General features: G+C 72.7%; 17 protein-coding genes and 1 pseudogene. 4 read left to right on the top strand and 14 right to left on the bottom strand.

Going from position 1 to position 23100, the window contains the following annotated elements; translation table 11 throughout:
* Window positions 1-14: 14 nt before the first annotated feature.
* Together ACFYZ4_RS16540 and ACFYZ4_RS16535 are read right to left on the bottom strand one after the other, a co-directional pair.
* Entirely contained in the window at window positions 15-704 is a 690-nt protein-coding gene (locus ACFYZ4_RS16540) for a response regulator transcription factor (RefSeq protein ID WP_351293415.1), read from the bottom strand.
* Window positions 701-1996: a PspC domain-containing protein gene (locus ACFYZ4_RS16535; RefSeq protein WP_390784193.1), complete on the bottom strand. Its 1296-nt coding sequence runs from the start codon at window positions 1994-1996 to the stop codon at window positions 701-703. Before ACFYZ4_RS16535 ends, ACFYZ4_RS16540 begins: the two co-directional genes overlap by 4 nt.
* A gap of 131 nt (window positions 1997-2127) precedes the next feature.
* Between ACFYZ4_RS16535 and ACFYZ4_RS16530 the strand changes: the two genes are divergently transcribed.
* Both ACFYZ4_RS16530 and ACFYZ4_RS16525 read left to right on the top strand, forming a co-directional pair.
* On the top strand, window positions 2128-3441 hold the full coding sequence (locus tag ACFYZ4_RS16530; RefSeq protein ID WP_351293409.1) for a PspC domain-containing protein: 1314 nt from the start codon (window positions 2128-2130) through the stop codon (window positions 3439-3441).
* Window positions 3428-3652 carry a hypothetical protein gene (locus ACFYZ4_RS16525; RefSeq protein WP_351293406.1) on the top strand — a complete coding sequence of 75 codons (225 nt, stop codon included), beginning with the start codon at window positions 3428-3430 and terminating at the stop codon, window positions 3650-3652. Before ACFYZ4_RS16530 ends, ACFYZ4_RS16525 begins: the two co-directional genes overlap by 14 nt.
* Here the strand turns inward: ACFYZ4_RS16525 and ACFYZ4_RS16520 are convergent.
* From ACFYZ4_RS16520 to ACFYZ4_RS16495, 6 genes and pseudogenes are all read right to left on the bottom strand, one after another.
* Window positions 3598-4113, bottom strand: a complete 516-nt coding sequence (locus ACFYZ4_RS16520) for a TQO small subunit DoxD (protein WP_351293403.1) — start codon at window positions 4111-4113, stop codon at window positions 3598-3600. The two genes, ACFYZ4_RS16525 and ACFYZ4_RS16520, sit on opposite strands and share 55 nt — an antisense overlap.
* A gap of 18 nt (window positions 4114-4131) precedes the next feature.
* On the bottom strand, window positions 4132-5373 hold the full coding sequence (locus ACFYZ4_RS16515; RefSeq protein WP_384349284.1) for a hypothetical protein: 1242 nt from the start codon (window positions 5371-5373) through the stop codon (window positions 4132-4134).
* A 117-nt stretch (window positions 5374-5490) separates the two neighbouring features.
* A complete protein-coding gene (locus ACFYZ4_RS16510) occupies window positions 5491-6264 on the bottom strand; it encodes a class II aldolase/adducin family protein (protein ID WP_351293397.1) in 774 nt (257 codons plus the stop codon).
* 137 nt (window positions 6265-6401) lie between these two features.
* Window positions 6402-7988 carry a glutamine-hydrolyzing GMP synthase gene (gene guaA / locus ACFYZ4_RS16505; RefSeq protein WP_351293394.1) on the bottom strand — a complete coding sequence of 529 codons (1587 nt, stop codon included), beginning with the start codon at window positions 7986-7988 and terminating at the stop codon, window positions 6402-6404.
* A gap of 117 nt (window positions 7989-8105) precedes the next feature.
* Window positions 8106-8291, bottom strand: a pseudogene (locus ACFYZ4_RS16500) (transcriptional regulator); the annotation flags it as partial.
* Window positions 8270-8404: a hypothetical protein gene (locus ACFYZ4_RS16495; protein WP_390784192.1), complete on the bottom strand. Its 135-nt coding sequence runs from the start codon at window positions 8402-8404 to the stop codon at window positions 8270-8272. The pseudogene ACFYZ4_RS16500 and the gene ACFYZ4_RS16495, both read right to left, overlap by 22 nt.
* A gap of 294 nt (window positions 8405-8698) precedes the next feature.
* Here ACFYZ4_RS16495 and ACFYZ4_RS16490 point away from each other — a divergent pair, with 294 nt between their 5' ends.
* Together ACFYZ4_RS16490 and ACFYZ4_RS16485 are read left to right on the top strand one after the other, a co-directional pair.
* Window positions 8699-9901 carry an RNA-guided endonuclease InsQ/TnpB family protein gene (locus ACFYZ4_RS16490; protein ID WP_390784191.1) on the top strand — a complete coding sequence of 401 codons (1203 nt, stop codon included), beginning with the start codon at window positions 8699-8701 and terminating at the stop codon, window positions 9899-9901.
* A gap of 223 nt (window positions 9902-10124) precedes the next feature.
* Entirely contained in the window at window positions 10125-10388 is a 264-nt protein-coding gene (locus tag ACFYZ4_RS16485; protein WP_390784190.1) for a chorismate mutase, read from the top strand.
* Between the two features lie 278 nt (window positions 10389-10666).
* Here ACFYZ4_RS16485 and ACFYZ4_RS16480 read toward each other — a convergent pair whose 3' ends face one another.
* The 6 genes from ACFYZ4_RS16480 to ACFYZ4_RS16455 form a co-directional block, all read right to left on the bottom strand.
* Window positions 10667-12304 carry an LPXTG cell wall anchor domain-containing protein gene (locus tag ACFYZ4_RS16480; protein WP_390784189.1) on the bottom strand — a complete coding sequence of 546 codons (1638 nt, stop codon included), beginning with the start codon at window positions 12302-12304 and terminating at the stop codon, window positions 10667-10669.
* 166 nt (window positions 12305-12470) lie between these two features.
* The gene (locus ACFYZ4_RS16475) at window positions 12471-14276 is read right to left on the bottom strand and encodes a GMC oxidoreductase (protein WP_390784188.1); all 1806 of its coding nucleotides are present in this window, start codon (window positions 14274-14276) and stop codon (window positions 12471-12473) included.
* Between the two features lie 9 nt (window positions 14277-14285).
* A complete protein-coding gene (locus ACFYZ4_RS16470) occupies window positions 14286-15914 on the bottom strand; it encodes a succinic semialdehyde dehydrogenase (RefSeq protein WP_351592073.1) in 1629 nt (542 codons plus the stop codon).
* Between the two features lie 93 nt (window positions 15915-16007).
* Window positions 16008-17669, bottom strand: coding sequence for a protein kinase (locus tag ACFYZ4_RS16465; protein ID WP_390784187.1), 1662 nt, complete (start codon window positions 17667-17669; stop codon window positions 16008-16010).
* A 125-nt stretch (window positions 17670-17794) separates the two neighbouring features.
* The gene (locus ACFYZ4_RS16460; RefSeq protein WP_390784186.1) at window positions 17795-20422 is read right to left on the bottom strand and encodes a protein kinase; all 2628 of its coding nucleotides are present in this window, start codon (window positions 20420-20422) and stop codon (window positions 17795-17797) included.
* A 78-nt stretch (window positions 20423-20500) separates the two neighbouring features.
* The gene (locus ACFYZ4_RS16455) at window positions 20501-23014 is read right to left on the bottom strand and encodes a protein kinase (RefSeq protein ID WP_390784185.1); all 2514 of its coding nucleotides are present in this window, start codon (window positions 23012-23014) and stop codon (window positions 20501-20503) included.
* Window positions 23015-23100 lie beyond the last annotated feature (86 nt).

The following is a 23100-nucleotide window of genomic DNA, read 5'->3' as shown; positions in this document are numbered from 1 at the left end:
GGGCGGGCCGTACGTCACACCAGCCGGCGGGCCGTCGCCCAGCGGGTCAGCTCGTGGCGGTTGGAGAGCTGGAGCTTGCGGAGCACGGCCGAGACGTGCGACTCCACCGTCTTCACCGAGATGAAGAGCTGCTTGGCGATCTCCTTGTACGCGTACCCGCGCGCGATCAGCCGCAGCACCTCGCGCTCGCGCTGGGTGAGCCGGTCCAGGTCCTCGTCCACCGGCGGCGCGTCCGTCGAGGCGAAGGCGTCGAGCACGAAGCCCGCCAGCCGCGGCGAGAACACCGCGTCCCCGTCCTGCACGCGGAAGATCGAGTTCACCAGGTCGGTGCCGGTGATGGTCTTGGTGACGTAGCCCCGTGCGCCGCCCCGGATCACCCCGATGACGTCCTCGGCCGCGTCGGACACCGACAGCGCGAGGAACCGCACCGGGTTCTCGCCCGCCGCCATCAGCGGGGCGCAGCGCCGCAGCACCTCGACCCCGCCGCCGCCGGGCAGGTGCACGTCGAGCAGGACCACCTCGGGCCGGGTGGCGGTGATGACGGTGACGGCCTGGTCGACGTCGGCGGCCTCGCCGACGACCTCGACCCCGGTCCGCGCGGTCTCGCCGATCTCGGCCTGCACTCCGGTGCGGAACATCCGGTGGTCGTCGACGAGGACCACGCGGACCCTCCTGGTCTCCGTCACAGCGCTGTCCTCGGTCATCCTGCGTTCGCCGCCCTCTCCATCTCCAGCTCGACTTCCGTGCCGCCGTCGGGCGCGGACCGCAGCCGTGCGGTCCCGCCGTTGCGCTGCATCCGGCCGATGATCGATTCTCGTACGCCCATGCGGTCGTCCGGTACCGCGTCGATGTCGAAGCCCGGTCCCCGGTCCCGTACGGACACGAAGACCGTCTGCCCCTCCACCTCCGCGTACACCTGCACGGGCCCGCCCTCGCCACCGTACTTGGCGGCGTTGACCATCGCCTCGCGCGCGGCCTGGATCTGTGCCGCCAGCCTCTCGTCGAGCGGGCAGTCGCCGACGACGACGACCTCGATGGGGACGCCGTGGTGGTCCTCCACCTCGGCGGCGGTCTTCTTCACGGCATCGGCCAGGGTGGCGGGCTCCTCCGACTCCTCCTTGCCGGTGCCCTCGGGCTTGTACAGCCAGTTCCGCAGCTCCCGTTCCTGCGCCCGCGCGAGCCGGCGCACCTCGCCGGCGTCCTCCGCGTTGCGCTGGATCAGGGTGAGGGTGTGCAGCACCGAGTCGTGCACGTGGGCGGCGACCTCGGCGCGCTCCTGGGCGCGGATGCGCATCAGGCGTTCCTCGGAGAGGTCCTGGGTCATCCGGATCAGCCAGGGTCCGGCGAGCAGGGCGACGCCGACGAGGACGGCGAGGGTGGCGGTGAGGACGTTGCCGAGCTGCGCGGCGGAGCCCCGTACGACGATGAAGACGGTCAGGCCCACGCCGACGAGGGCGACTCCGGCGAGGGCTCGGGCCACCTGGAACAGGCGCCCGTGCCGCCCGGCGGCCGTGGTCCAGTGGGCGCGGCGGGCGTTGTCGGCCTGCCGCCATACGAGGACCACACCGGCCCCGACCAGCAGCGTCGGCCACACGTACCGGCCGGAGGCGCCGCCGACCTGGACCTTCGAGATGAAGATGCCCGCGCCGACGCACAGGGCGATCAGTGCGGCGATCTGCCCGCGGTCGGGCTTGCGCAGGCGGCGGCTGCCGTCGGGGAGCGTCTCGAAGAAGGAGCGGTGCCCGCTGCGGCCGCCGACGCCGAGCGGTACGAAGACCCAGAACGCGGCGTACAGCAGCACGCCCAGCCCGTCGCCCCACATGAACAGGCCGAGGAACGCCAGCCGGACCCAGATCACGGGCAGCCCGAGGTGCCCCGCGAGACCGCGCGCGACGCCGCCGAGCATCCGGCCGTCCGCGCTGCGGTAGAGCTTGCGCTGCGGTGGTTCGTCGACGTCCGGTGCGTGCGGGGTACGAGGAGCGGCGGCTACGGGCATGTCACCAAGGGTCACACGCGCGGCCGCGGCCCGGCATCAGGGCATCCCCCCACTTCTGTACGGGGGATATCAGGGTTGCGCCAGGGTAGGGCCCGGTGCCGCGCGCGACCGCGGCCCGTCACCATGGACCCATGACCGAAGTACACGAAGCCCCGGCGGCGGACGCCGGGGGTCCCCCGGCAGCCGACGCCCGGCCGCCCCTGCGCCGCAGCAGGCGCGACAAGGTCCTCGCGGGCGTGTGCGGAGGCCTGGGCCGGTACTTCGACCTGGACCCGGTGGTCTTCCGCATCGTCCTCGGTGTCCTCGCGGTCACCGGCGGCGTCGGCCTGATCTTCTACGGCTTCGCTTGGCTGCTGCTCCCCCAGGAGGGAGAGGAGGACAGCGAGGCGAAGAAGCTGCTGACCGGCCGGGTCGAAGGTGCCACGCTGGCCGCGGTGTTCGCCGCGCTGGTGGGCTGCGCGCTGTTCCTGTCGATGCTGGACAACGGCGGGCTGGCGGTCTTCTCGGTGCTGGCCGCCCTCGCCCTGGGCGGGGCGGCGTACTGGTCGCAGCGGCACCGGCACACCTTCCCGCCGAAGGCGGAGGACGCGGCGGGCCACCGCCCGCCGACGCCCGAGACCCAGGCCCCGCCGACGCCCGGCGGGCCGTCGTGGTGGCGGGACCCGCTCGTCAAGGACGGCACCACCGGCCCCGTCGGGTCGACGGGCTACCTGTGGGGACCGGACGACGACGCCGTCGCCGACGCCGTCGCCGGCGCTCCGGGCCCGGTCGCCGCGGCGGCTCCCCGGACCGTCCCGGCGGCGCCCCGCCCGCGCGGCGGGATCGGCGGGCGGGTGTTCGTACTGGCCCTGCTGGCCGGGATCGTCTCCACCGCCTCGGTGTGGGAGGGCAGCACCCTCGGTCACGCCCTGCAGATCGGGCTCGCCGGCGCGCTGGCCGTCTTCGGCCTGGGCCTCGCCGTCAGTTCGGTCAAGGGCCGCACCGGCTTCGGCACCATCCTGCTCGCGGTCGTCACCGCCGGGCTCCTCGCGGTGGCCTCGGCGCTGCCGAGCGAAATCGGCACCGATTGGCGGCGGACCGAATGGCGGCCCGCCGCGGTGGCCGACGTGCGGCCCTCGTACCGGGCGGGCACCGGGCTCGCCGTCCTGGACCTCAGCCGCCTGGACGTGCCGAAGGGCGCGACCGTCCCGGTGCGCGCCTCCCTCGACGCGGGTCAGCTCAAGGTGATCCTGCCGCGCGAGGTGACGGCCGAGGCCGACGTCACGGTCCGCCTGGGCGACATCCACATGCCCGGGGAGACCAGCCGGGACGTACGGATCCGCAGCGGCGGCGAACACCAGCGGGCGACGCTGCCGCCCGCCGCCGGCACCGAAGCCGGCGGAACGATCGAGCTGCACCTGAACACGGGTGTGGGACAGGTGGAGGTGGCCCGTGCGGCGTCATGAGTTCCAGCCCGGACGGCTCCTCGCGGGGCTGGTCCTCATCGCGGCGGGCGTGCTGTACCTGCTCGACGCGGGCGGCGAGGCCGATCTGCCGTGGTTCCTCGTCATCCCGATGACCTTGGGCGGTCTCTCGTTCGCCGCCCTGGTCGGGATGGTGACCTACGCCGTACGCCGGGACAGGCGCGACCGGATCACGGAGTCCAGCGACAGGTAGGGGGCCCCGGCGAGGATCAGCGGGATCCACGCCATCAGGTAGACGAGGTCGTTGCCGTAGTAGTACGGGGTCACCGCCCACGACACCGTGAGCCACAGGCTGAGCGCGATCAGCGCTCCGCCGAGGGCCGCGACGCGGGTCAGCAGTCCGACCAGGGTTCCGAGGCCCACCAGGATCTCCCCGATGGCCAGGGCCACGGCGAAGCCGACGGGGGAGTTCAGCGACAGGTCCACCAGGGCGGGGACCGCGGAGGTGTCGCGCACCCCGCGCATCAGGTCGCCGATGGATCCGTCACCGCTGGCGGAGAGGAACGCGGAGTCGGTCAGTTTGTCCAGCCCCGCGTAGACGAAGGTCACGCCCAGGAAGATCCGCAGGGGCAGCAGCGCGTGCCGGGATGCCAGCTCGCGCAGGCCCACCGTGTCACGAGGGGCTTCGGCTTCAAGAACATCGGTTCGGGTCACGGAACATGTGTACCCCCATCACTCGGCAACGTCGATGGTGCAGCGGTTGGATTCCACTCCTGCGGCCGTGACCACCTGGATCTCTATGCGGCCGGGTTCCACTTCCGCCGGGACCGGCACCGTCAGCACGGTGTCGGAGGGGTTGGTGAACCCGCCCGGCACCGGGACCAGCGGCACGTGCACGTGCACCGCCCCGATCCGCACCACCAGCCGGGCCAGCATCTCCGGCGTCTGCGCCCCGGGCGGCACGAAGCCCACGCCCCGGATCTCGATGTCGTCCCCGGGGCGGACGGCCGCGTCCAGATCCCCGGGCTCCCGTCTGCGCACCACCGACAGCACGAGCGGGCGGGTGCCCTCCGCGTACTTCGCCGCCAGGTACACCGCCGCCGACAGCGCCACCAGCAGGGCCAGCGCCCAGGGCAGCTGAGGCAGCCGGTCCGGGAAGCGGGCCAGCGACGCGGCCGCGTAGACGAGCACCGCCGTCGAGACGAGCACGTACTGCGCGTCCGGGAAGCTCCCGCGGCCCGCGTCGTCCGTCAGCAGGTCCACCCCGCGCGGCCGGTCCGCCGGCAGCTTCTGCAACCGCTGGCCCATGATCCGTACGGACACCACCCGGCGCACGAGCACCGCCACGGCCGAGGTCAGCGACACCACCGCCAGCAGCGGCAGCGCCCGGTCCAGCGCGAGGCCCGCGTACAGCGCCTGCCGCTCGGGCCCCGGCGCCGACGCGGCCAGCCGCAGCGCGGGCAGCAGCGTGGCGAACGCCGTCAGCACCACCCAGGCACTGGGCACCGCCTTGGAGGTCGAGAGCCGGTTGTCCTCACCGACCAGCGGGGCCAGCAGCCCGCCGCGCACCGACTGGGCGCGGGCCGCGACCGTGAGCAGCCCGGCCAGCACCAGGGCGGCCAGCAGCCCGGCGGTGCGCGCCGTGGACCAGCCGGTGCCGAGCGCGGCGGCGACCTGGACCACCAGCAGCACCCCGGCGGCGATCCACACGGCGAGGACGGCCCGCCGCGAGAACAGGTACAGCCAGGAGTTCCCGGCCTCCCGGCCCCGGTCGGCGACGGTACGGGCCGACAGGGTCAGCTCGTCGGAGACCCACTGGCGGGAGGCGCCGAGCGAGTGGGCCACGGCGGCGGGCACGCCCAGCCCGGAGGCGAACTCGTCGCGCTTCTCCAAGAACGCGGCGACCGCGCGGCGGTGGCCCTCACGTGCGCACTCCTCGCAGGTGCAGGCCGTGGTATGGGTACCTCTGGACATCTCTTGGACAGCCACGAACGTGCCGCCTCTCTGAACTACGGTGCAATGCCAGCGAATTGTGCACCACTGCGGCAGTGCTCCGGATTGCGCACGATGTCAGAGCAGGTGATTAACGGTTCATGATGTTGACGCCACCGGCGTGTCCCCCTCGCGGAGCAGCGGCTGACAGCTCACCCACGCGGCCAGATCGGACCCGAACCGCCCACGGGTGGCCACCGCGGCCCGGTGCTCGATGAGCACCGGCTTCCCGGCCGCCCGCGCGATCAGCTGCACCTGCGCCGCCCGCTCCGCCGCGACGAACCACCACGTGGCCGCGTCCACCGAGTCCCCGACCGTCAGCAGCCCGCGGTTGCGCAGGATCAGCGCCTTGTACGGGCCCAGCGCGCGGGCGATCCGGCCGGCCGACTCGGCCCCCGCGTACTCGTCCAGCAGCGCGTGGTCCTCGTAGAAGGCGCAGGCCTCCTCGGTGATCGGGGCCAGCAGCTCGCCCAGCGCCGCGAGGGCGCGGCCGTACGGGGCCTGCGCACGGACCACGGAGACCACCTCGGGGCGCTCCCGGTGGACCGCCGCGTGCACGGCGAAGGCCAGTTCGTTGACCCGGCGCTCCCCGCGGACCACCCGCCCGTCCCCGTCCACCAGCAGCAGGTCGCCGGCGGTGACCCGGGCGAAGGGCTGCCCGAAGGGGTTCACCCAGTAGCAGTCCTCGAACTCCGGATCCCGCGCGGTGACCTGCCCGGCCACCCCGTCCTCGTACCCCAGCCGGCCCAGCAGCCGCAGCGCCCCGGCGAGCCGCTCCTTGCGGTGGGCGCGCGCCGCCTCGACGGTGGCGTGCACGGGCGGCATCTCGAAACCGAGCCGCTCCACGGGCACGGGTACCGGCCGGTCCGGCATGGGGCCCTCCTTGTGTTCGCCTACGGTCGTCTTCGGGTCGCGGCGCAAAGTACCGGCGCCCCCGCGAAGTGGCCATACATACGACGACGCCGCCGCTCGGGAGGGAGCGACGGCTTCGTTTCATGCAGTGGTGGGGACTACTCCCACTCGATGGTGCCCGGGGGCTTGCTCGTGCAGTCGAGGACCACCCGGTTGACGTCCGGCACCTCGTTGGTGATGCGGGTGGAGATCCGCGCGAGCACCTCGTACGGCATGCGCGTCCAGTCCGCGGTCATGGCGTCCTCGGAGGAGACGGGGCGCAGCACGATCGGGTGGCCGTAGGTGCGGCCGTCGCCCTGGACGCCGACACTGCGGACGTCCGCGAGCAGCACGACCGGGCACTGCCAGATCTCGCGGTCCAGGCCGGCCGCGGTGAGCTCGTGGCGGGCGATGGCGTCGGCCTCGCGCAGCAGGTCCAGGCGCTCCCTGGTGACCTCGCCGACGATGCGGATGCCGAGGCCGGGGCCCGGGAAGGGCTGGCGCTGGACGATCTCGTCCGGCAGGCCGAGCTCCTGGCCGACCATCCGGACCTCGTCCTTGAACAGCTGGCGCAGCGGCTCGACGAGCTCGAACTCGATGTCGTCGGGGAGCCCGCCGACGTTGTGGTGGGACTTGATGTTCGCGGTGCCGGTGCCGCCGCCGGACTCGACGACGTCCGGGTACAGGGTGCCCTGGACGAGGAAGGCGACCGCGGGACCCTCCTCCTGGAGGATCTCCAGCTGGGCCTGCTCGAAGACGCGGATGAACTCGCGGCCGATGATCTTGCGCTTGGTCTCCGGGTCGGAGACGCCGGCGAGCGCGTTCAGGAAGCGTTCCTGCGCGTCGACGACCTTCAGCTGCACACCGGTGGCGGCGACGAAGTCCTTCTCGACCTGCTCGGTCTCGCCCTTGCGCATCAGGCCGTGGTCGACGTACACGCAGGTGAGCTGCTTGCCGATGGCCTTCTGCACGAGGGCCGCGGCGACCGCGGAGTCCACGCCGCCGGAGAGGCCGCAGATGGCGCGCTTGTCGCCGACCTGCTCGCGGATGGCCGCGACCTGCTCCTCGACGATGTTGCCGGTGGTCCAGGTGGGGGCGAGGCCGGCGCCGCGGTAGAGGAAGTGCTCCAGGATCTGCTGGCCGTGCGTGGAGTGCATCACCTCGGGGTGGTACTGCACGCCGTACAGCTTCTTCTCGTCGTTCTCGAAGGCCGCGACCGGGACGACGTTCGTCGACGCGGTGACGGTGAAGCCCTCGGGGGCGGCGGAGCAGGCGTCGCCGTGGGACATCCACACCGACTGGTTCTCGGGGGTGCCCTCGAAGAGGGTGGAGCCGGCCTTGGAGACGGCCAGCGGGGTGCGGCCGTACTCGCGGGCGCCGGTGTTGTCGACCCGTCCGCCGAGGGTGACCGCCATCAGCTGGAAGCCGTAGCACATGCCGAAGACGGGGATACCGGCCTCGAAGATCGCGCGGTCGAGCTGCGGGGCGCCCTCCTCGTACACGGAGGACGGACCGCCGGAGAGGATGATCGCCTTGGGGTTCTTGGCCAGCATCTCGTCGACGGGCATCGAGCTCGGCACGATCTCGCTGTAGACCCGTGCCTCGCGGACGCGGCGGGCGATGAGCTGGGCGTACTGGGCGCCGAAGTCGACGACGAGAACCGTGTCCGGGGCGCTGTCGTGGGCGGCGGAGGGTGCTTCTGGCACGGGGCGGCCTTCCGGCGGAAGAGGTGGCTGTTTTGTCGATTCTAACGGGGGACGTCAGCCCCTCTTCGTCTCACCATCCGAATCCAAGGCCACAGCGGTGCCCTGCCCGGGCAAGGTTCAGCCCTCCACCGCCCGGAGTGCCCGGCTGATCACACGCTGTGCGTCCACCCCGAAGACGGCGGATTCGCGAAGCGTCCGCCAGATCCGGAGGTGAGCCGCGACGCTGTCGGCGTCGTCCAGCCAGAGCTCCGCGTGCCAGGTTTCCACGGTGTCGAGGCCGATCACGCCGTGCAGCCGGGACAGCAGTTCCTCCACTGCAGGTTGTCGCCGTCGTCGAAGTCGAGCAGGGCGACGAGCCGGGAGTCACCGTGGGCGCAGCCGATGCTGAGCCCACGAGCCGTTCTGCGGTACGTCACACACACCATCCGGCACGCGCCGGAAGGCGGCGTCACCTACGAGGCCTTCTGCGCGGCGTACCGATGCGGGACCGAGTCCGGGCCGCGGGACGAGCAAGAAGCAGCGCAGGACTGGGCGCTGCGGCACGCGGGGCGGACCGGCCACACCTTGTTCCGGCGGGTGTATACGGACCATGCGCGCGTCACGCGCGCTGAATGAGGAACCGCCTGCCACTGCGTGCGATCGGTCACTCGTTCGTGTGGACCGCAAGGATTTCGGGGAGAAGGCGGGCTGCAACTCTAAAACTTGGCGTTATGGCGGCAGCGGGGGAAGTCGGAGCGGCCGGGTACGCCCGGTACACCTACAGACTGCGAGTTTCGTCATCCGCCCACTCGGCTCTGCTGTCGGAATGGGATCGCAGTCGCTGGGTGTGGAACCAGTGCGTGGCCGAATCTCGGGCTGCGCACACGGCCGGGGAGAAGTGCGGTTTCGTGCCCCTGGCCAAGATGCTGACCAGCTGGCGCAGCAATCACGAGTGGCTGCGCCAGGGTGGCTGTATGCCCCAGCAGCAGACCATCCGGGACTTCACCACGGCACATGCCAAAGCCTTGAAGGACGTCAAGACCGGTATGCCGATGCGGCGGCGGGCGGGGATGCCCCGGTTCAAGAGGAAGGCCCTGGCCGGCCCGACACTGAATTACACCCGGCGTGGTTTCCGACTGAAAGACGGCCGACTGTACCTGGGGAGCGGAATACGGCTGACCGTGGTGTGGTCACGCAGCCTCCCTGCCGACCCGTCGAGCGTCCGCATCTACCGGGACAACCTCGGACACTGGTACGCCTCCTTCGTTGTCCAGGCAGAAGGGCAGCCGCTCCCTGAGACCGGCGGGGTGATCGGTATCGACTGGGGCGTGAAGGAGACGGCGACCACCACCAGCGACGCCCACGACCTCCAACATCCCGAGCACGGGAAGAAGGCGGCCGGGAAGGAGGCCCGCTATCAGCGGATGATGGCCCGACGGAGGCCGAAGCGCGGACGGGCCGCCTCGAAGGGCTACCGCGCGGCGAAGCGGCAGGCCGCGAGGGCGTACAAGAACGTCGCCCGGCAGCGTCAGGACACCGCTCGCAAGTGGGCCAAGCGCATCGTGACGGACTTCGAACGTCTTGCGGTGGAGGACTTCCGGCCGAGGTTCCTGGCGAAGTCGACCATGGCCCGCAAGGCGGCCGACGCGGCGATCTCCGCCACCAAGCATGAACTCATCAACATGGCGCGGAAGCACGGCAGGGCCCTTCACCTCGTGCACCCAGCGCACACGACCATGGACTGCGGACGGTGTGGCGCGAGAGCCAAGCACGCACTGCCGCTGTCGGAACGCACCTACACCTGCACCGCATGCGGAGCCGTCTCACCCAGGGACAAGAACTCCGCGTACGTGATGCTCATCCGGGCTGGTCTCAACCCGGCTGGCGCCGATCGCGGAAGACCCGACGGACCGCCGGTCCGCCGGGCAGCGTGAGCCAGGAATCCCATTTCCCTTTTGGGGAGGGAGGATGTCAAAATCCCCTTCATGCGCAAGCAGCTGAACTTCCTCTTTACCTATGGCCGGCCGGTCCGGTCGCCATGGGTCCTCGTGATGCTCGCTTGAGCCGCTGACTTCCCAGAGCGCCCCGGTCCGACAGGACCGGGGCGCTCTGGCGTTCTTCCGGACCTGCGGGCCCCACCCGACAGGAGAGAAGACCATGACCACGATCACCACCACCGCCGAGCAGCTGATCGCCGACTCCCGGACGCGCATCGACGCCATCGACGACCGGATCATCGGGCTGATCCAGGAGCGGATGGCCGTCTCGACGGTCATCCAGGACGCCCGGATCGCGTCGGGCGGGCGCCGGGTGCACCTGACCCGCGAGATGGAGGTGCTCTCGCATTGGAGAGATGCTCTCGGCAAGCCCGGCACCGCCCTCGCCATGACCCTGCTGGAGCTGTGCCGGGGCCGCGTGTGACGGCTGTTCGTCACCCGTCCGGACCGTGACCGCCCCCAGGGCCCTTCGTTGGTGAGGATGACCGCGGCAGCCAGCCGTGGAACCGCATCACCACGCGTGGCTCCGCCGGAGCGATGAGACGTACGCCCCGTGGAGCGTGCGTCGTGGGACCTCGCTCCTTCGCGTGACCGGACGGCAGGGGACAGCAGCCCGGTCACCCCTTGAGGACGGCCGGCCCCGGGGACGCCCCGGGCCGGCCGTTCTTCTTCGTGCGCGTACGGGACCGTGCGCGTACGCGGTTACGCGCGCCCGGCGGCCTTGCGGCGGAACGCCAGGACCAGTGCGCCGCCCGCGGCCACCAGTGCCGCGCCGCCGAAGGCGATCGTCTCGGCCGAGGTGCCGGTGGAGGCCAGGTTGCCGTTCGCCTTCGTGCCGGTGCCGCTGCCCGTGGTCGCCGAAGCGGTCGGGGTCGGGGTGGCCGAGGCGCTCGGGGTCGCCGAGGCCGTGGGCGTCGGGCTCGGCGAGGTGCCGCCGCCCTTCGCGTTGATCACGAGGGCCGCCTTGTTGTTGGCGTGGTTCGGGTCCCACCGCTGGGGCTGGGTGCCGCCGGGCGTCCACTGGCCGACCGAGACGGAGCCCTTGGCGTCCTCGACGACCGTCTCGATCTTCAGCTCGAACGGGTAGGCGAAGTTCTCCTTCTCCCCCACCACGTGGCCGGTGGAGCAGAAGTAGCGCGGTGCGCCCAGGGTCTGCTCGCGCCGGCTGCCGTCGGCGTTGACCCCCTGGCAGCGCTCCGGGGCCTTGGTGACCTTCGCGCCCGCCGGGATCACGATGTCCGTGCGGGCGACGTCCTCACCGGAACGCAGGTGGGCCACCCACGCCGGGCCGTTGTTGCGGAAGCCGAACTCGGCCCGCACCGTCTCGCCGGCCTTGCCCTTGAGGGACACGGGCGTGGCCACGAGGTCGGCGGTGTTGCGCGTCGCGAAGTCGAACTCCTGGAAGTTGTTCCAGGGGTCGAGGTCCGCCACCTGCGCGGAGGCCTTGGGCGCCCGCTCCTTCGCGGCCAGCTGCTTGCCGGCGGCCGGCTTGCGGAGCTTGTCGGCCTTCGGCTGGTCGCCGTTCGCGTACACCGCGTAGGTCACCGCGTCGACGAAGGCGTGCGGGGCGGCCTTGAGGGTCAGCGCGCCCTCGACCCCGTAGACCTTGCCCGGCAGGTACTCGCCGTCGAGCAGGCACTGCGCCGTGGTCCAGCCCGTGTTCCAGGGTTGGTCCGTGCTCGTGTCCTCGGAGTAGGAGCAGTTGTCGTACCGCTCCACGAGGTCGATGCCGTGGGTGGTGCGCACTTCGAGCACCACACCCCGGACGGGCTCCGTGCCCTTGTTGGCGAAGATCATCGGCAGGTCCTGCTTGTCGCCCGGCTTCTGCTCCGCCTTGAGCGCGGCGGGCTCCAGCACCAGGTCGGGGCCGCCGATCCGGACCTTGGTGGTGGCGGCCTTGAAGGCGGCTCCCTCGGCCTTGCCGGTCACCGTGAGGTCCGCGGTCGCGCCGACCTTGCCGTCCTTGGCCGCGCTGAGGTTCAGGTCCACGACGGTGGAGTCGCCCGTCCACAGCGCCCAGCGCTTGCAGGTGACGGCCGTGGCGGTGAGCGTGCAGTCCGCGCCCTGGTTCTTGGCGAGCGTGACGTCGGCGACGCCCTTGAGCGGGGTCAGGTCGATCGTGAAGGTGCTCTGGCGGTCGAAGGTCCTCTCGGTGCCGTTGAGGACCCGGAACTCGACCGAGGTCTTCTGCGGCTGGCCGCCGGCGCCGGGGTGGGGGCGCAGGCCGGTCTCGGCCGGTCCGGCCAGCCGGAATTCGGGGTCCGCGGCGTGTGCGGGAGTGGTGGCCAGCGCCGCGGCCGCGAGGCCGCAGACAGCCAGCAAGGAGATGCGCTTTCTCATGCAGCCGTTGACTGACGAAGATCAGTCGCAGTTGCACACTTCCCTGTGTGATCGACGCCACAGCCCGGCCCGACGGATTCCGGTACAACCATCAAGGCTGAACATCTGTCACCTATGTACCGCGGCGGGCACCGCGCTCGGAGGGGGAGCGCGGTGCCCGCCGCTGTCATGACCGGCGCGGCGGGATCTCGGGAACCGCCAGGAAGGGCAGGCGCAGCGCGCCGAAGGCCTCCTTCGGGACCGCCGGACGGGCCGGTTCCACCGCCTCCAGCCGGACGTAGGCCGCCCCTTGGCCGGGCCGCGGATCCGGCTCGCCCTTGTTCGGCCAGTACGACATCGCCCGTTCCGCTTGTGCCGTGATAGTCAGCGACGGATTGACCCCGAGGTTCGCGGAGACGGCCGAGCCGTCCACCACCGAGATGCCCGGGTGCCCGTAGAGCCGGTGGTACGGGTCCACCACGCCCTCTTCCGGCGACGCCCCGATCGGGCAGCCGCCGAGGAAGTGCGCGGTCAGCGGGGTCCCCATCAGCTCGCCGATGTTGCTGCCCGGGAAGCCGTTGATCTCCTCGGCCAGCAGGGTCGCGGCCCGGGTGGCCTCCGCGATCTGGACCGGGTTGGGGGCGCCGTGTCCCTGGCGGGCGGTGAGCATGCCCTTCCCGATGCCGCCGGGCTTGCGGTAGGTGGTCAGGGAGTTGTCCAGCGACTGCATGACCAGGCCGATGATGGTCCGCTCCGACCAGCGCCGGTTGGACAGCGACCGGGCCAGCTGGAGGGGGTGCTTCGCGGTCCTGGCCAGCCAGGCGCGGACCCGGTGCCTGCTGTGGGGGACCTGGAGGACGGTCATGAACCCCATGGCGTTGGAGCCCTTGCCGTAGCGGACCGGCTCGATGTGGGTGTCGGCGTTGGGGTGCACGGAGGAGGTGATCGCCACGCCCCGGGTGAAGTCGGCCCGCTGCGCCGTGCCCGAACCGTCGCCGTGGCGCCTGCGGTAGCGGCGGTCGTCGGTCTGCGCGCCGACGATGCCCTCGGAGTTGGTCCGGGTCAGCTCGCCGAGCCGCTCGGACAGGCGCGGGAGTTCCCCGCGGTCCTTCATGGTGTGCAGGAGGGTCTGCGTGCCGTACGTGCCCGCCGCGACGACCACGTACCGGGCGCGCAGCACCTTGGCCTTCCCGCGGCGGCGGCCGTCGGTGGGGACCGTGCGGACGCGGTAGCCGCCGTCGGGGTGGTCGGACAGGGCGGTGACGGTCGTCATCGGGTGGATGACGGCGCCGGCGCGCTCGGCGAGGTGCAGGTAGTTCTCGTTGAGGGTGTTCTTCGCGCCGTGCCGGCAGCCGGTCATGCACTCGCCGCATTCGGTGCAGGCCTTGCGGGCGGGGCCGGCGCCGCCGAAGTACGGGTCGGGGACCTCCTGGCCGGGCCGGGCCTTGGCGTGCCCCTCGGCGTCGTCACCGTCTCCGAAGAAGACGCCGACCGGGGCCATGTGGAAGGAGTCCGCCACGCCCATCTGCTCGGCGGCGGCCTTCAGGTGGACGTCGGAGGGGGTCATGGTCGGATTGAGGCGCACCCCGAGCATCCGCTGGGCCTGGTCGTAGTACGGGGCCAGTTCGTCGCGCCAGTCGGTGATGGACGCCCACTGCCGGTCCTCGAAGAAGGCGGTGGGCGGCACGTACAGGGTGTTGGCGTAGTTGAGCGAGCCGCCGCCCACGCCGGCGCCCGCGAGCACCATGACGTTGCCGAGCAGGTGGATCCGCTGGATCCCGTACAGCCCGAGGGCCGGGGCCCACAGGTAGTTCCGCAGGTCCCAGCTGTTCTTCGGCAGGCTCTCGCGGGTGAAGCGGCGCCCTGCCTCCAGGACGCCGACCCGGTAGCCCTTCTCGGTCAGGCGCAGGGCCGAGACCGAGCCTCCGAAGCCCGATCCGATGACGATGACGTCGTAGTCGTATGCGGCGTCGGATGCGTCGTCGTGCGACACGGATACCCCTTAGCGCAGTCGGAGGGCCTTCATGATCTTGAGGCTGCGGGTCATGAACGCCGCGTACTTCTCGTCGTCCATGCCCAGCGAGGGCGCCATGGGGAGCAGCCGCTGGTGGGCGACCGTCTGGGCCTCGGTGTACTTGAGAATGCCCTCGGAGCCGTGGCGGCGGCCGAGGCCGGAGTCCTTCATGCCGCCCATGGGCGCCTGGGCGCTGCCGTAGGCGGGGGCGTAGCCCTCGTTGATGTTGACGGTGCCGGTGCGCAGGCGGGCGGCGACGGAGTGGCCGCGGCGGGCGTCCTTGGTCCAGACGCTGGAGTTCAGGCCGTAGGCGGTGGCGTTGGCCTCGGCGATGGCCTGGTCCTCGTCGGTGAAGCGGTAGATCGAGACGACCGGGCCGAAGGTCTCCTCGCCGCAGACCGCCATCGGCGCCTCGACGCCGTCGAGGATGGTGGGCTCGTAGAAGAGCGGGCCGATGTCGGGGCGGGCGGTGCCGCCGGCGACGAGGGTGGCGCCCTTGGCGACGGCCTCGTCCACGTGCCGCTGTACGGTCTCCAGCTGGCGCTCGCCGACCAGGGAGCCCATGTCGGCGCCGTAGGCCAGCGAGCTGCCGAGCCGCATGGCCTTGGTGCGGGCGGCGAACCGCTCGACGAACGCGTCGGCGATCGAGGCGTGGACGTAGAGCCGCTCGATGGAGATGCAGAGCTGGCCGGCGGAGGAGAAGCAGGCGCGGACGGCGCCCGCGGCGGCCTTCTCCACGTCGGCGTCGTGCAGGACGAGCATGGCGTTCTTGCCGCCGAGTTCGAGGGAGACCCCGACGAGGCGGTCGGCCGCGCCCCGGGCGACCTCGCGGCCGGTGCGGGTGGAGCCGGTGAAGGAGACGTAGTCGGCGTGCCGGACCACCTCGGGGCCGACGACCGGGCCCTCGCCGAGGACGATCTGGAAGACGTCGGCGGGCAGCCCGGCCTCGATGAGCAGGTCACGGGCCCACAGGGCGGTCAGGGCCGTCTCGGTGTCGGGCTTCATGACGAGGGCGTTGCCCGACACGAAGGCGGGCAGGGCGTCGCCGACCGACAGCTCCAGGGGGTAGTTCCAGGGGGCGATCTGGCCGACGACCCCGCGGGGCTGGCGCAGCTCGGTGACCTTGGTGAGGGTGGGCATGGCGCCCGTGTGGCCCTTGGGGCGCAGGTATCCGGAGGCCTTGCGGCCGTAGTGGCGGGCCGAGACGGCGACCGCCTGGACCTCCTCGTGGGCGTGCAGGCGGGCCTTGCCGGTCTCCAGCTGGATCAGGTCGAGGACCTCGGCCTGCCGGTCCAGGACCAGGTCGTGGAAGCGCAGGAGCACGGCCGCCCGCTTGGCGACGGGGACGGCCGCCCAGGCGGGCTGGGCGGCGCGGGCCCGTTCGAAGGCCTCGGCCACGTCCTCGGGGGTGGCCTCGGGGAGTTCCGCCAGCCGGTCCCCGGTGAAGGGGGTGTGGTTGGCGGTGCGCCCGGAGCCGAGCACTCCGCGGGTCAGCCGGGCGACCAGGTCGGGGGTCACCACGTCGGCGGCGGTGCGGGCACCGGCCGGGGCCGGGGCGACCGGGTTGGTGGGTTCCGGTGCGGTGCGGAGGGGGGCCGGGGCCTGCGAGTCCGTCATGCCGGTGAGCGTATTGCGCCGGACAGCCTTTGGGTACCCGCCGGTAACCGGATTTTGCCATTTCCGCCAGTGATCGCTGGCAGAATGCCGGAATCAGGGCTTCGCGGCGGGCGGCTCCCAGCCGCTGAGCACGATGTCGAACTGCTGCTCGGTCGTCGCCCAGTCGGCGACCGGGCTCGACATGTAGATCGCGTACTCCGTGCCGTCCGGGGCGACGTACATCTGCTCCTTGGCCCTGCGCGGACCGGGGTGGTTCTGCTTCTCCGTCCAGGTGAAGTCCCAGAGCGCGGCCCGGGTGCTGTCCCGGAAGGTGTTCTGGTTCAGCCGCACCTTCTTGTAGTCGGTCCGCTTCGCCACCTGCTTCTCCAGGTCGACCAGGTGCTCCAACGGGGTCCCGTAGTCCGGAGTGGAGTCGGAGGCGATCCGGACGAAGTGCTTCCCGTCGTCAGGGGTGTAGTCGATCTGGTCGCCGTTCGCCTTCCGCGTCCACCCCTCCGGGACGAACAGGGTGAAGCCGGCGATGGGGTCGATGACCTTGTTGTAGCCGGCCGGCGGGGCCGCGGCCTGCGGCTTCCCGCTCCCGTCCTTCACGTCGGGAGCGCTGACGTTCTTGTCCGCACCCCCGTCGTTCCCGGAGTCACCGGTGTACTTGAGCACCCCGAACACACCGCCGCCGCCGAGGAGCGCCGCCACCAGGGCGATGCCCGCGGCCCGCTTGAGCCAGCCGTTCCCCGGGTCCGCGGGGGCCCGTACCGGCGCGGTCTCGGCGGGTTCCGGCAGCGGGGCCGTCTGCGAGGTCGTCCGCGGGGCCGGGTGCCCGCGCTCGCCCGGCGCGGCGGCCTGCTCGGCGGACGGCTCCTGCACCGGGGCCAGTTCGTCCTGGGTCACCGCGCGCGTCGGCACGTACGCCTGCGCCGCCTTCGGCTCCCGGCCCTCCATCGCCTCCAGCAGCATCCGCTCGGCCTCGTCGGCCGTGGGCCGCTCCACCGGATCCTTGCGCAGCAGGGCCGTGATGACCGGCCCCAGGGCCCCGGCCTGGCGCAGCGCCGGCGGCTCGTCGTTCACCACGGCCTGCAGGCTGGAGATGGGCGACGTACGGCGGAACGGCGAACGGGCCTCCACCGCCGTGTACAGGGTGGCGCCCAGCGACCACAGGTCCGAGGACGGGTCCGGGATCCCGCCGGTGACCCGCTCGGGAGCCAGGTAGTCGATGGAGCCGACGATCTCACCGGTCCGCGTGATCGAGGAGTCGCCCTCGATCGCGGCGATCCCGAAGTCCGTGAGCAGCACCCGGCCGTCCTTGGCCAGCAGCACGTTGCCCGGCTTCACGTCCCGGTGCAGTACGCCGACCGCGTGCGCGGCACGCAGCGCGCCCAGCACGTGCAGCCCGATCCGGGCCGCCTCGCGGGGCTCGATCCGCCCGGCCGCCTTGGCCGCCTCCGCGAGGGAGGGGCCGTCGATGTACTCCATGACGATCCACGGCCGGTCGTCGTGCTCCAGCACGTCGTGCACCACGACCACCGCCGGATGCTGGATCCGGGCCGCGGCCCGGGCCTCCTTCTGCGTCCGGGCGTGCATGACGTCCCGGTCCGCCTGGGCGACGTACAGACCCGCCGTCAGTTCCTTGACCGCGACGGTCCTGTGGAGCAGCTCGTCATGCGCGCGCCACACTTTGCCCATGCCGCCCCGGCCGATCGGCTCGACGAGCCGGTACCGGCCCGCCAACACGGCGCCCCCACCTGTCTGCTGTTCCACGAAATCCCGCCGCTCTCTGCACTTCAGGCCAGATTACGGAGCCCACGGGGGCTGCCGGAACCGCCCGGCCGCCGAAAGACGGCACTGTGACGCAATCGCCGTACTGATCCGTCGTCAGTATCCGCTTATCCGCCCGACTTGTAACTCGCCGTGGCCTTTTCGAAGACCTCGGTGACCTTGGACTGCTCGTCCTCCGGTCCCGTGACGAGGACGACGTGGTAGCTGCCGCCCAGCGCGACGACGAAGTTGCGGGCGAAGACGTTGCGGCCGGTCCCGTCGATCCACGTGTACCGGCCCGTGGCCTGGAGCTGCTGGCCCACCTTGGTGGTCTTGACGTCCCCGACGGTCGACCAGGTCGACGTGCGGTACGGGGTCAGCTCCGGCTCCTTGTCCTTCTGGTACGCCGCCGGGTCGGGATTGCCCTGGACCTTGTCCCGGCCGGGGACCACCGTCAGCACGAACGGCCCGTTCGTGTACCGCACCTGCCCCGACTCGTTGATCCCGCGCCGTTCCCATCCCTCGGGGACGGCGATCTCGAAGTGCTCCGGGTCCTGCTGCGTGGTGTAGCCGGGCGGGGCGGAAGCCGGGGCGGCCGGTGACGAGGCGGGCGCGGTCGTCTGCGGCGCGGGCTTGGACTCGGGCGTGCCGGTGGGCACCTGCGAGGGACTCGGCTTCGACGACGGCTGCGCGGTGCTCCCCCGGGCGTCGCCCTCCTGCTCCGGGGCGCCGGAGCGGGGCATGAACAGCATCGCGTACGCCACGGCACCGGCCAGCAGCACCAGGACCCCGACGAGCAGGGTCCGGCCGAGGGCGCGCGGCTTGCGGGGCGCCGCGGGATTGCGGTGCCGCCCGTGGACCTCGCCGCGGCGGCGTACGACGGGCAGTCGCGCGGGATCCGGCTCCGGCATCGGGAGCATCCCGAACCCGGCGTCCGGCTCGGGGGCGGACCGTACGAGCGAGCGCAGCCAGCCGCGGAGCTCCTCGAAGTCGGGCCGCTCGGTGGGGTCCTGACGCAGCAGCGACTCCACGACCGGGCGCAGCGCCCCGCACTCCTCGGCGAAGGCGGGCGGTTCGGCGCAGACCATGTCGACGAGCTCGGCGACGCTGTCCTCGGGGTACGGGGCGTGCCCCTGCACCGCGCGGTACAGCAGGGCGCCGAGCGCCCAGAGGTCGGTGGCGGGCCCGACGGGGGGCGCCAGCTGCCAGTGCCCGAGGACGGGGCCGGCCTGTTCGGGAGCCCAGCGCTCGGTGACGGCGCCGACGACGGCCATGCGCGTCTGGCGCGCCCGCTCGGCGTCCAGCCCGGTCCGGGGACCGGCCCAGCCGGCCGCGGCGGGGGCAGGGGCGGCGGGGGCGGGCCCCGGACCGGCCGGCTGCCGGCCGTCGGGGTCCGCGGGCGCCTGGGCGGGCGCGGGCGCGGGAGCCACGGCCGGCCGGTTCGGGGCTTCGGCCTGGTGGTAGCCCTGGGGCAGGGCGAGTTGGGCGGGCAGCGCGGGCGGCAGCGGGGAATCGACCCGGTGGTGCGCCTCCGGGGCGGGCCCGGGCCGCGGCTCTGCCGGGGGCTCCTCCCCGGCCGGAGCCTGCCGGACCGGCTCCGGCGACTCCTGCGGCTGCTGCGGGTCCGGCTCCTGCGGGGCCGGCTCCTGCGGGGCCGGCAGCGCCGGGCGGTTGCGGGGGGTCGCGCCGTGCCAGGGGGTGGCGGCGGAGGCCGTCTCCGGGCCGCCGTACGGGTACGAGTACCCCTGCGGGAGGGTCGACCCGTGCGGCCTCTGCTCCGGCACGACGATGGGGTCGGCCTGGCGCTGCTCGCCGACCTTGGCCGCGGCGGCGCGCGCCCCGGCCCGGTAGGCGGCGATGGCTCCGGCCCGCGCGGCGGCCTGGAGGTCGGGGCGGTCCTGCGGCCGTCCGGGGGTGATGTGATCGGTGTACCGGGGCCCGGTGTCGTAGCCGGGGGCCACGAGCGGGGCGTACTCGGCGGAGGTCTCGGGGGCAGGCCCGGACGCGGCAACGGGGGCGGGCGCGGCCGTCGGGGCCGGAGCCGAGGGAGCGGCAGGACCCGGCACGGGAGTCCGCGCCTGCCCCGGACCCTGGATCAGGGCGGGGGCCGGGCCCGGAGTCGGGGCGGGGGCCGTGGCGCGAGCCGTACCCCAGCCCCCTTCGCCCTCGGAGTCGGCGGCGCTCGGGACGGGGTCGTAGCCGCACAGGGCCTCCTCCGCCGCGCCGGCCGCCAGGCCGGTCAGCACGACCCGGCCGTCGTCGCACACCAGCACCGTCCGGACGGTGATGTTCCGGTGCGTCCAGCCGTGCGCGTGCAGCACCCGCAGCGCGGTCAGGACGTCCGACGCCACCTCAGCCGCCCTGTAGGGGCTGAGCGGTTCATCGGCTATCAGCGCGGCCAGGGGCCTGGCCGGGACGAGTTCGCTCACTATCCACAGCGACTCGCCCTCGGCGAACACGTCGAAGACCTGGTCCAGCCGGGGATGGTCCGGAATCGCGGCCGCCGCCTGCGCCGCCTCGATGGCACGCCGTACGGCCGGCAGATCGGCGGGCGAGCGGCGCGCCCGCGTCGGGACGGGCCGCGGCCCGTCCAGCAGCTCGGCGTCCACGACCTCCGGCAACGGCACCTGCCGGACCAGGACTTCCTGCCCGCTGCGCGTGTCGAAGGCCCGGGTCTCGACCAGCTCGTACTCGTCGGACGGCGGCAACGGCAGGCGGTAACGGCCGGCCAGGATCCGGCCCGCGTACTCCTCCACATCGCCTCCCCCGAGTGCGTCGGGCCCCCCATGGCCCCGCTGACACGATACGTCGCCGGGGGCGCCCGCGTCCCGGGGTCAGCCGAGCGGCTGGAAGGTCTCGAAAGCGGTGTTGCGCATCTGGGTGCACTCGGCGCCGTCCCACTGGTCGGCGGCGCAGCTGATCATGATGGCGTAGCCGTGCGTCGCGTCCAGCTTGAAGCCGCGGTTGAGCACCCGGACCTTCATCCCCTTCTGCTCCCGCTCGAACTCCCAGTCGGCGACGGTCGGATAGCCCCGGTAGTCCACCAGGTCGATCCGGATCTGCCGGTATCCCTTGCTGCTGCCGGCCACACCGGGGACCGAGGTTCTCCAGGCGAGGGCCGCGTCGTCGCCCGGCTTGTTGGTGTAGTCGACCTGGATCCGGGGGAATCCGCCGCTCTCGCGGGCGTATATGCCGCCGGAGTTGTCGCCCGCTATGTCTATCTGCTTGAAGCCCTCGGGCATCGCCATCGAGAAGTGGAACCCGAACTCCTGCACCAGGGCGTATCCCGCCGGGAGCGTGCCGCCGGCTCCGCCGGAGGTGGCGCCCTGGCCCTGGCTCGCGGCCGGGGACTGCTGGCCCTGGCCGGGCTCGCCGCCCGTACCGGTGGTGGTGCCGGTGCCGGTACCGCCGTTGGCACCGGCGCCCGCACTGCCGTTGCCGTTGCCGGCCGAATCGCCCGTGTTCCCCGAGGGCTTCGGAGAGGCCGGCTTGTCGGGGGCGGAGGCGGCCGGGCTCGGCTTCCCGTCCTTGCCCTCGTTCTTGCCGCCCTTGTCGTCGCCGCTCATGGCGTAGGCGATCAGCGAGCCGACCACGGCCAGCACCACGACCACGGCGGCTATCGCGAGCGCGATGGTCCGCCGGGGCATGACGTCGGTGAGCGGCGCCGCGACGGGGGACGGCTTGGCCTTCGGCGGCTCCGCGGCCGAGACGGCCGTCGTGGCCGCCGCGGCGGTGGCGGCCTTGCGGGCCGACTTCAGTGCGGCGCGGGCGCGTTCGCGCTGTTCGCGGTCGCGGCGTTCGCGTTCCTTCTTCGCCGCCTTCTCGGCCGCCTTCTCCGCCTTCTCCGCGGCGACCTTCTCCGCGGCCGCCTTGGCGTCCGCGAGCGATATCTGCCGGGTCTCCTCGGCGGCCGGGGTGACCACGGGGGCCGGGACCGGATCGGGCGCGTTGACCACGGCGGTGAGCAGGGCCCGCGCGCGGTCGTCGTCGAGGCGCAGCGCGGGGTCCTTGACCAGCAGGCCGTAGATGACCTCGGACAGCGGGCCGGCGTTCTTCGGCGGGTCCACGGGCTCGGTCATCACCGCGGTGAGGGTGGCGAGCGCGGACCCCTTGTCGTACGGGGGCACTCCCTCGACGGAGGCGTACAGCAGGCCGCCGAGCGACCACATGTCGGCGGGCGGGCCGGGCTTCTGGCCGCGGGCTCGCTCGGGCGAGATGTAGGAGGGGGCGCCGACGAGCATGCCGGTGGAGGTGACGGAGGGGTCGCCCTCGACCTGCGCGATGCCGAAGTCGGTGAGGACGACGCGGCCGTTGCCGGCGATGAGCACGTTGGAGGGCTTGACGTCGCGGTGCAGGATGCCCTGGCCGTGCGCGGCGCGCAGCACGTCGAGCACGGCGAGGCCGACCTCGGCGGCGCGACGGGGCGTCAGCGGACCGTTCTCGCGTACGAACTCGGCGAGCGAGGGGCCCTCGATGAGCTCCATGACGATCCACGGCCGGCCGTCCTCGTCGACGACGTCGTAGACGGTGACGGCGCCGCCGCTGCGGATCCGGGCGATGGCCTTGGCCTCGCGGAGGGTACGGGTGATGAGGCGGCGCTTCTCGTCGTCGTCGACCCCGGTGCTGAAGCGGAGCTCCTTGACGGCGACCGTCCGGCCCAGGGTCTCGTCCTGGGCCCGCCAGACGGTACCCATCCCGCCCTTGCCGAGCACGGCTCCCAGCCGGTAGCGGCCGGCCAGCAGGCGCCCCTCGTCCTGCCCGTCCCCGGCGGCCTTCGCCGCCGCGGCCTTGACGGCGGCCGCCATGGCATCCGCCTTCTCGACGACGGGGTTGACCCCTTCGCCGGCCTTGGCCGGCGCGGCCTTCCCCAACCCCGGCTTCGGCTCGGCCGGCACGGGCTTCACGTCTTCGGGCCCGGCCGCAGCCGGCTTCGCGTCCTCAGGCTCGGATGCGGCCCCGGCCTTCGCCGCAGGCACGCCCTTGCCCAGCTCCGGCTTCGCAGCCTCCGGCTTGGCGCCCTCGTCCTTGCTCAGCTTCGGCTTCGCGTCCTCCGGCTCGGCCTTCGCCGCAGCCGCAGGCTTCGCAAGCCCGAGCTTCGCCGCAGGCGACCCGGCAGGCTTCGCGCCCTCGGCCTTCACGGCGTCAGGCTTCGCCGCAGGCGCGGCCTCGGCCTCGGCCCGCTCACTGCCCGGCTTCGCCGCAGGCGACTCGGCAGGCGACCCCGCCTTCTCGCTTTCAGGCTTCGCCACAGGCGCCCCGGAAGGCGCGCGGCCAGCCGAAGACTTCGCACTGTCAGGCGCCGCCGCAGGCGACCCCGCAGGTGACTCGGTGTGCTCCGGCTTCGACATGCGTCCCCTCTGCGATCCTGCCACTGCTCCGCCTGCCCCGGCGGCTGAGCGGCCCGGCGGCCGGGGCCCGCGGTAACCCGCCCCGG

The sequence above is a fragment of the Streptomyces sp. NPDC001513 genome, assembly GCF_042894695.1.
Lineage (GTDB): Bacteria > Actinomycetota > Actinomycetes > Streptomycetales > Streptomycetaceae > Streptomyces.
This window is presented reverse-complemented; position numbering and strand designations above follow the sequence as displayed.

What these genes read in the sequence shown, in the direction of transcription:
- ACFYZ4_RS16530 (WP_351293409.1), top strand. Translation starts at nt 2,128, where the DNA reads ATGACCGAAGTACACGAAGCCCCGGCGGCGGACGCCGGGGGTCCCCCG.
- ACFYZ4_RS16510 (WP_351293397.1), bottom strand. Translation starts at nt 6,264, where the DNA reads ATGCCGGACCGGCCGGTACCCGTGCCCGTGGAGCGGCTCGGTTTCGAG.
- ACFYZ4_RS16515 (WP_384349284.1), bottom strand. Translation starts at nt 5,373, where the DNA reads ATGTCCAGAGGTACCCATACCACGGCCTGCACCTGCGAGGAGTGCGCA.
- ACFYZ4_RS16485 (WP_390784190.1), top strand. Translation starts at nt 10,125, where the DNA reads ATGACCACGATCACCACCACCGCCGAGCAGCTGATCGCCGACTCCCGG.
- ACFYZ4_RS16480 (WP_390784189.1), bottom strand. Translation starts at nt 12,304, where the DNA reads ATGAGAAAGCGCATCTCCTTGCTGGCTGTCTGCGGCCTCGCGGCCGCG.
- ACFYZ4_RS16535 (WP_390784193.1), bottom strand. Translation starts at nt 1,996, where the DNA reads ATGCCCGTAGCCGCCGCTCCTCGTACCCCGCACGCACCGGACGTCGAC.
- ACFYZ4_RS16455 (WP_390784185.1), bottom strand. Translation starts at nt 23,014, where the DNA reads ATGTCGAAGCCGGAGCACACCGAGTCACCTGCGGGGTCGCCTGCGGCG.
- ACFYZ4_RS16540 (WP_351293415.1), bottom strand. Translation starts at nt 704, where the DNA reads ATGACCGAGGACAGCGCTGTGACGGAGACCAGGAGGGTCCGCGTGGTC.
- ACFYZ4_RS16470 (WP_351592073.1), bottom strand. Translation starts at nt 15,914, where the DNA reads ATGACGGACTCGCAGGCCCCGGCCCCCCTCCGCACCGCACCGGAACCC.
- ACFYZ4_RS16490 (WP_390784191.1), top strand. Translation starts at nt 8,699, where the DNA reads ATGGCGGCAGCGGGGGAAGTCGGAGCGGCCGGGTACGCCCGGTACACC.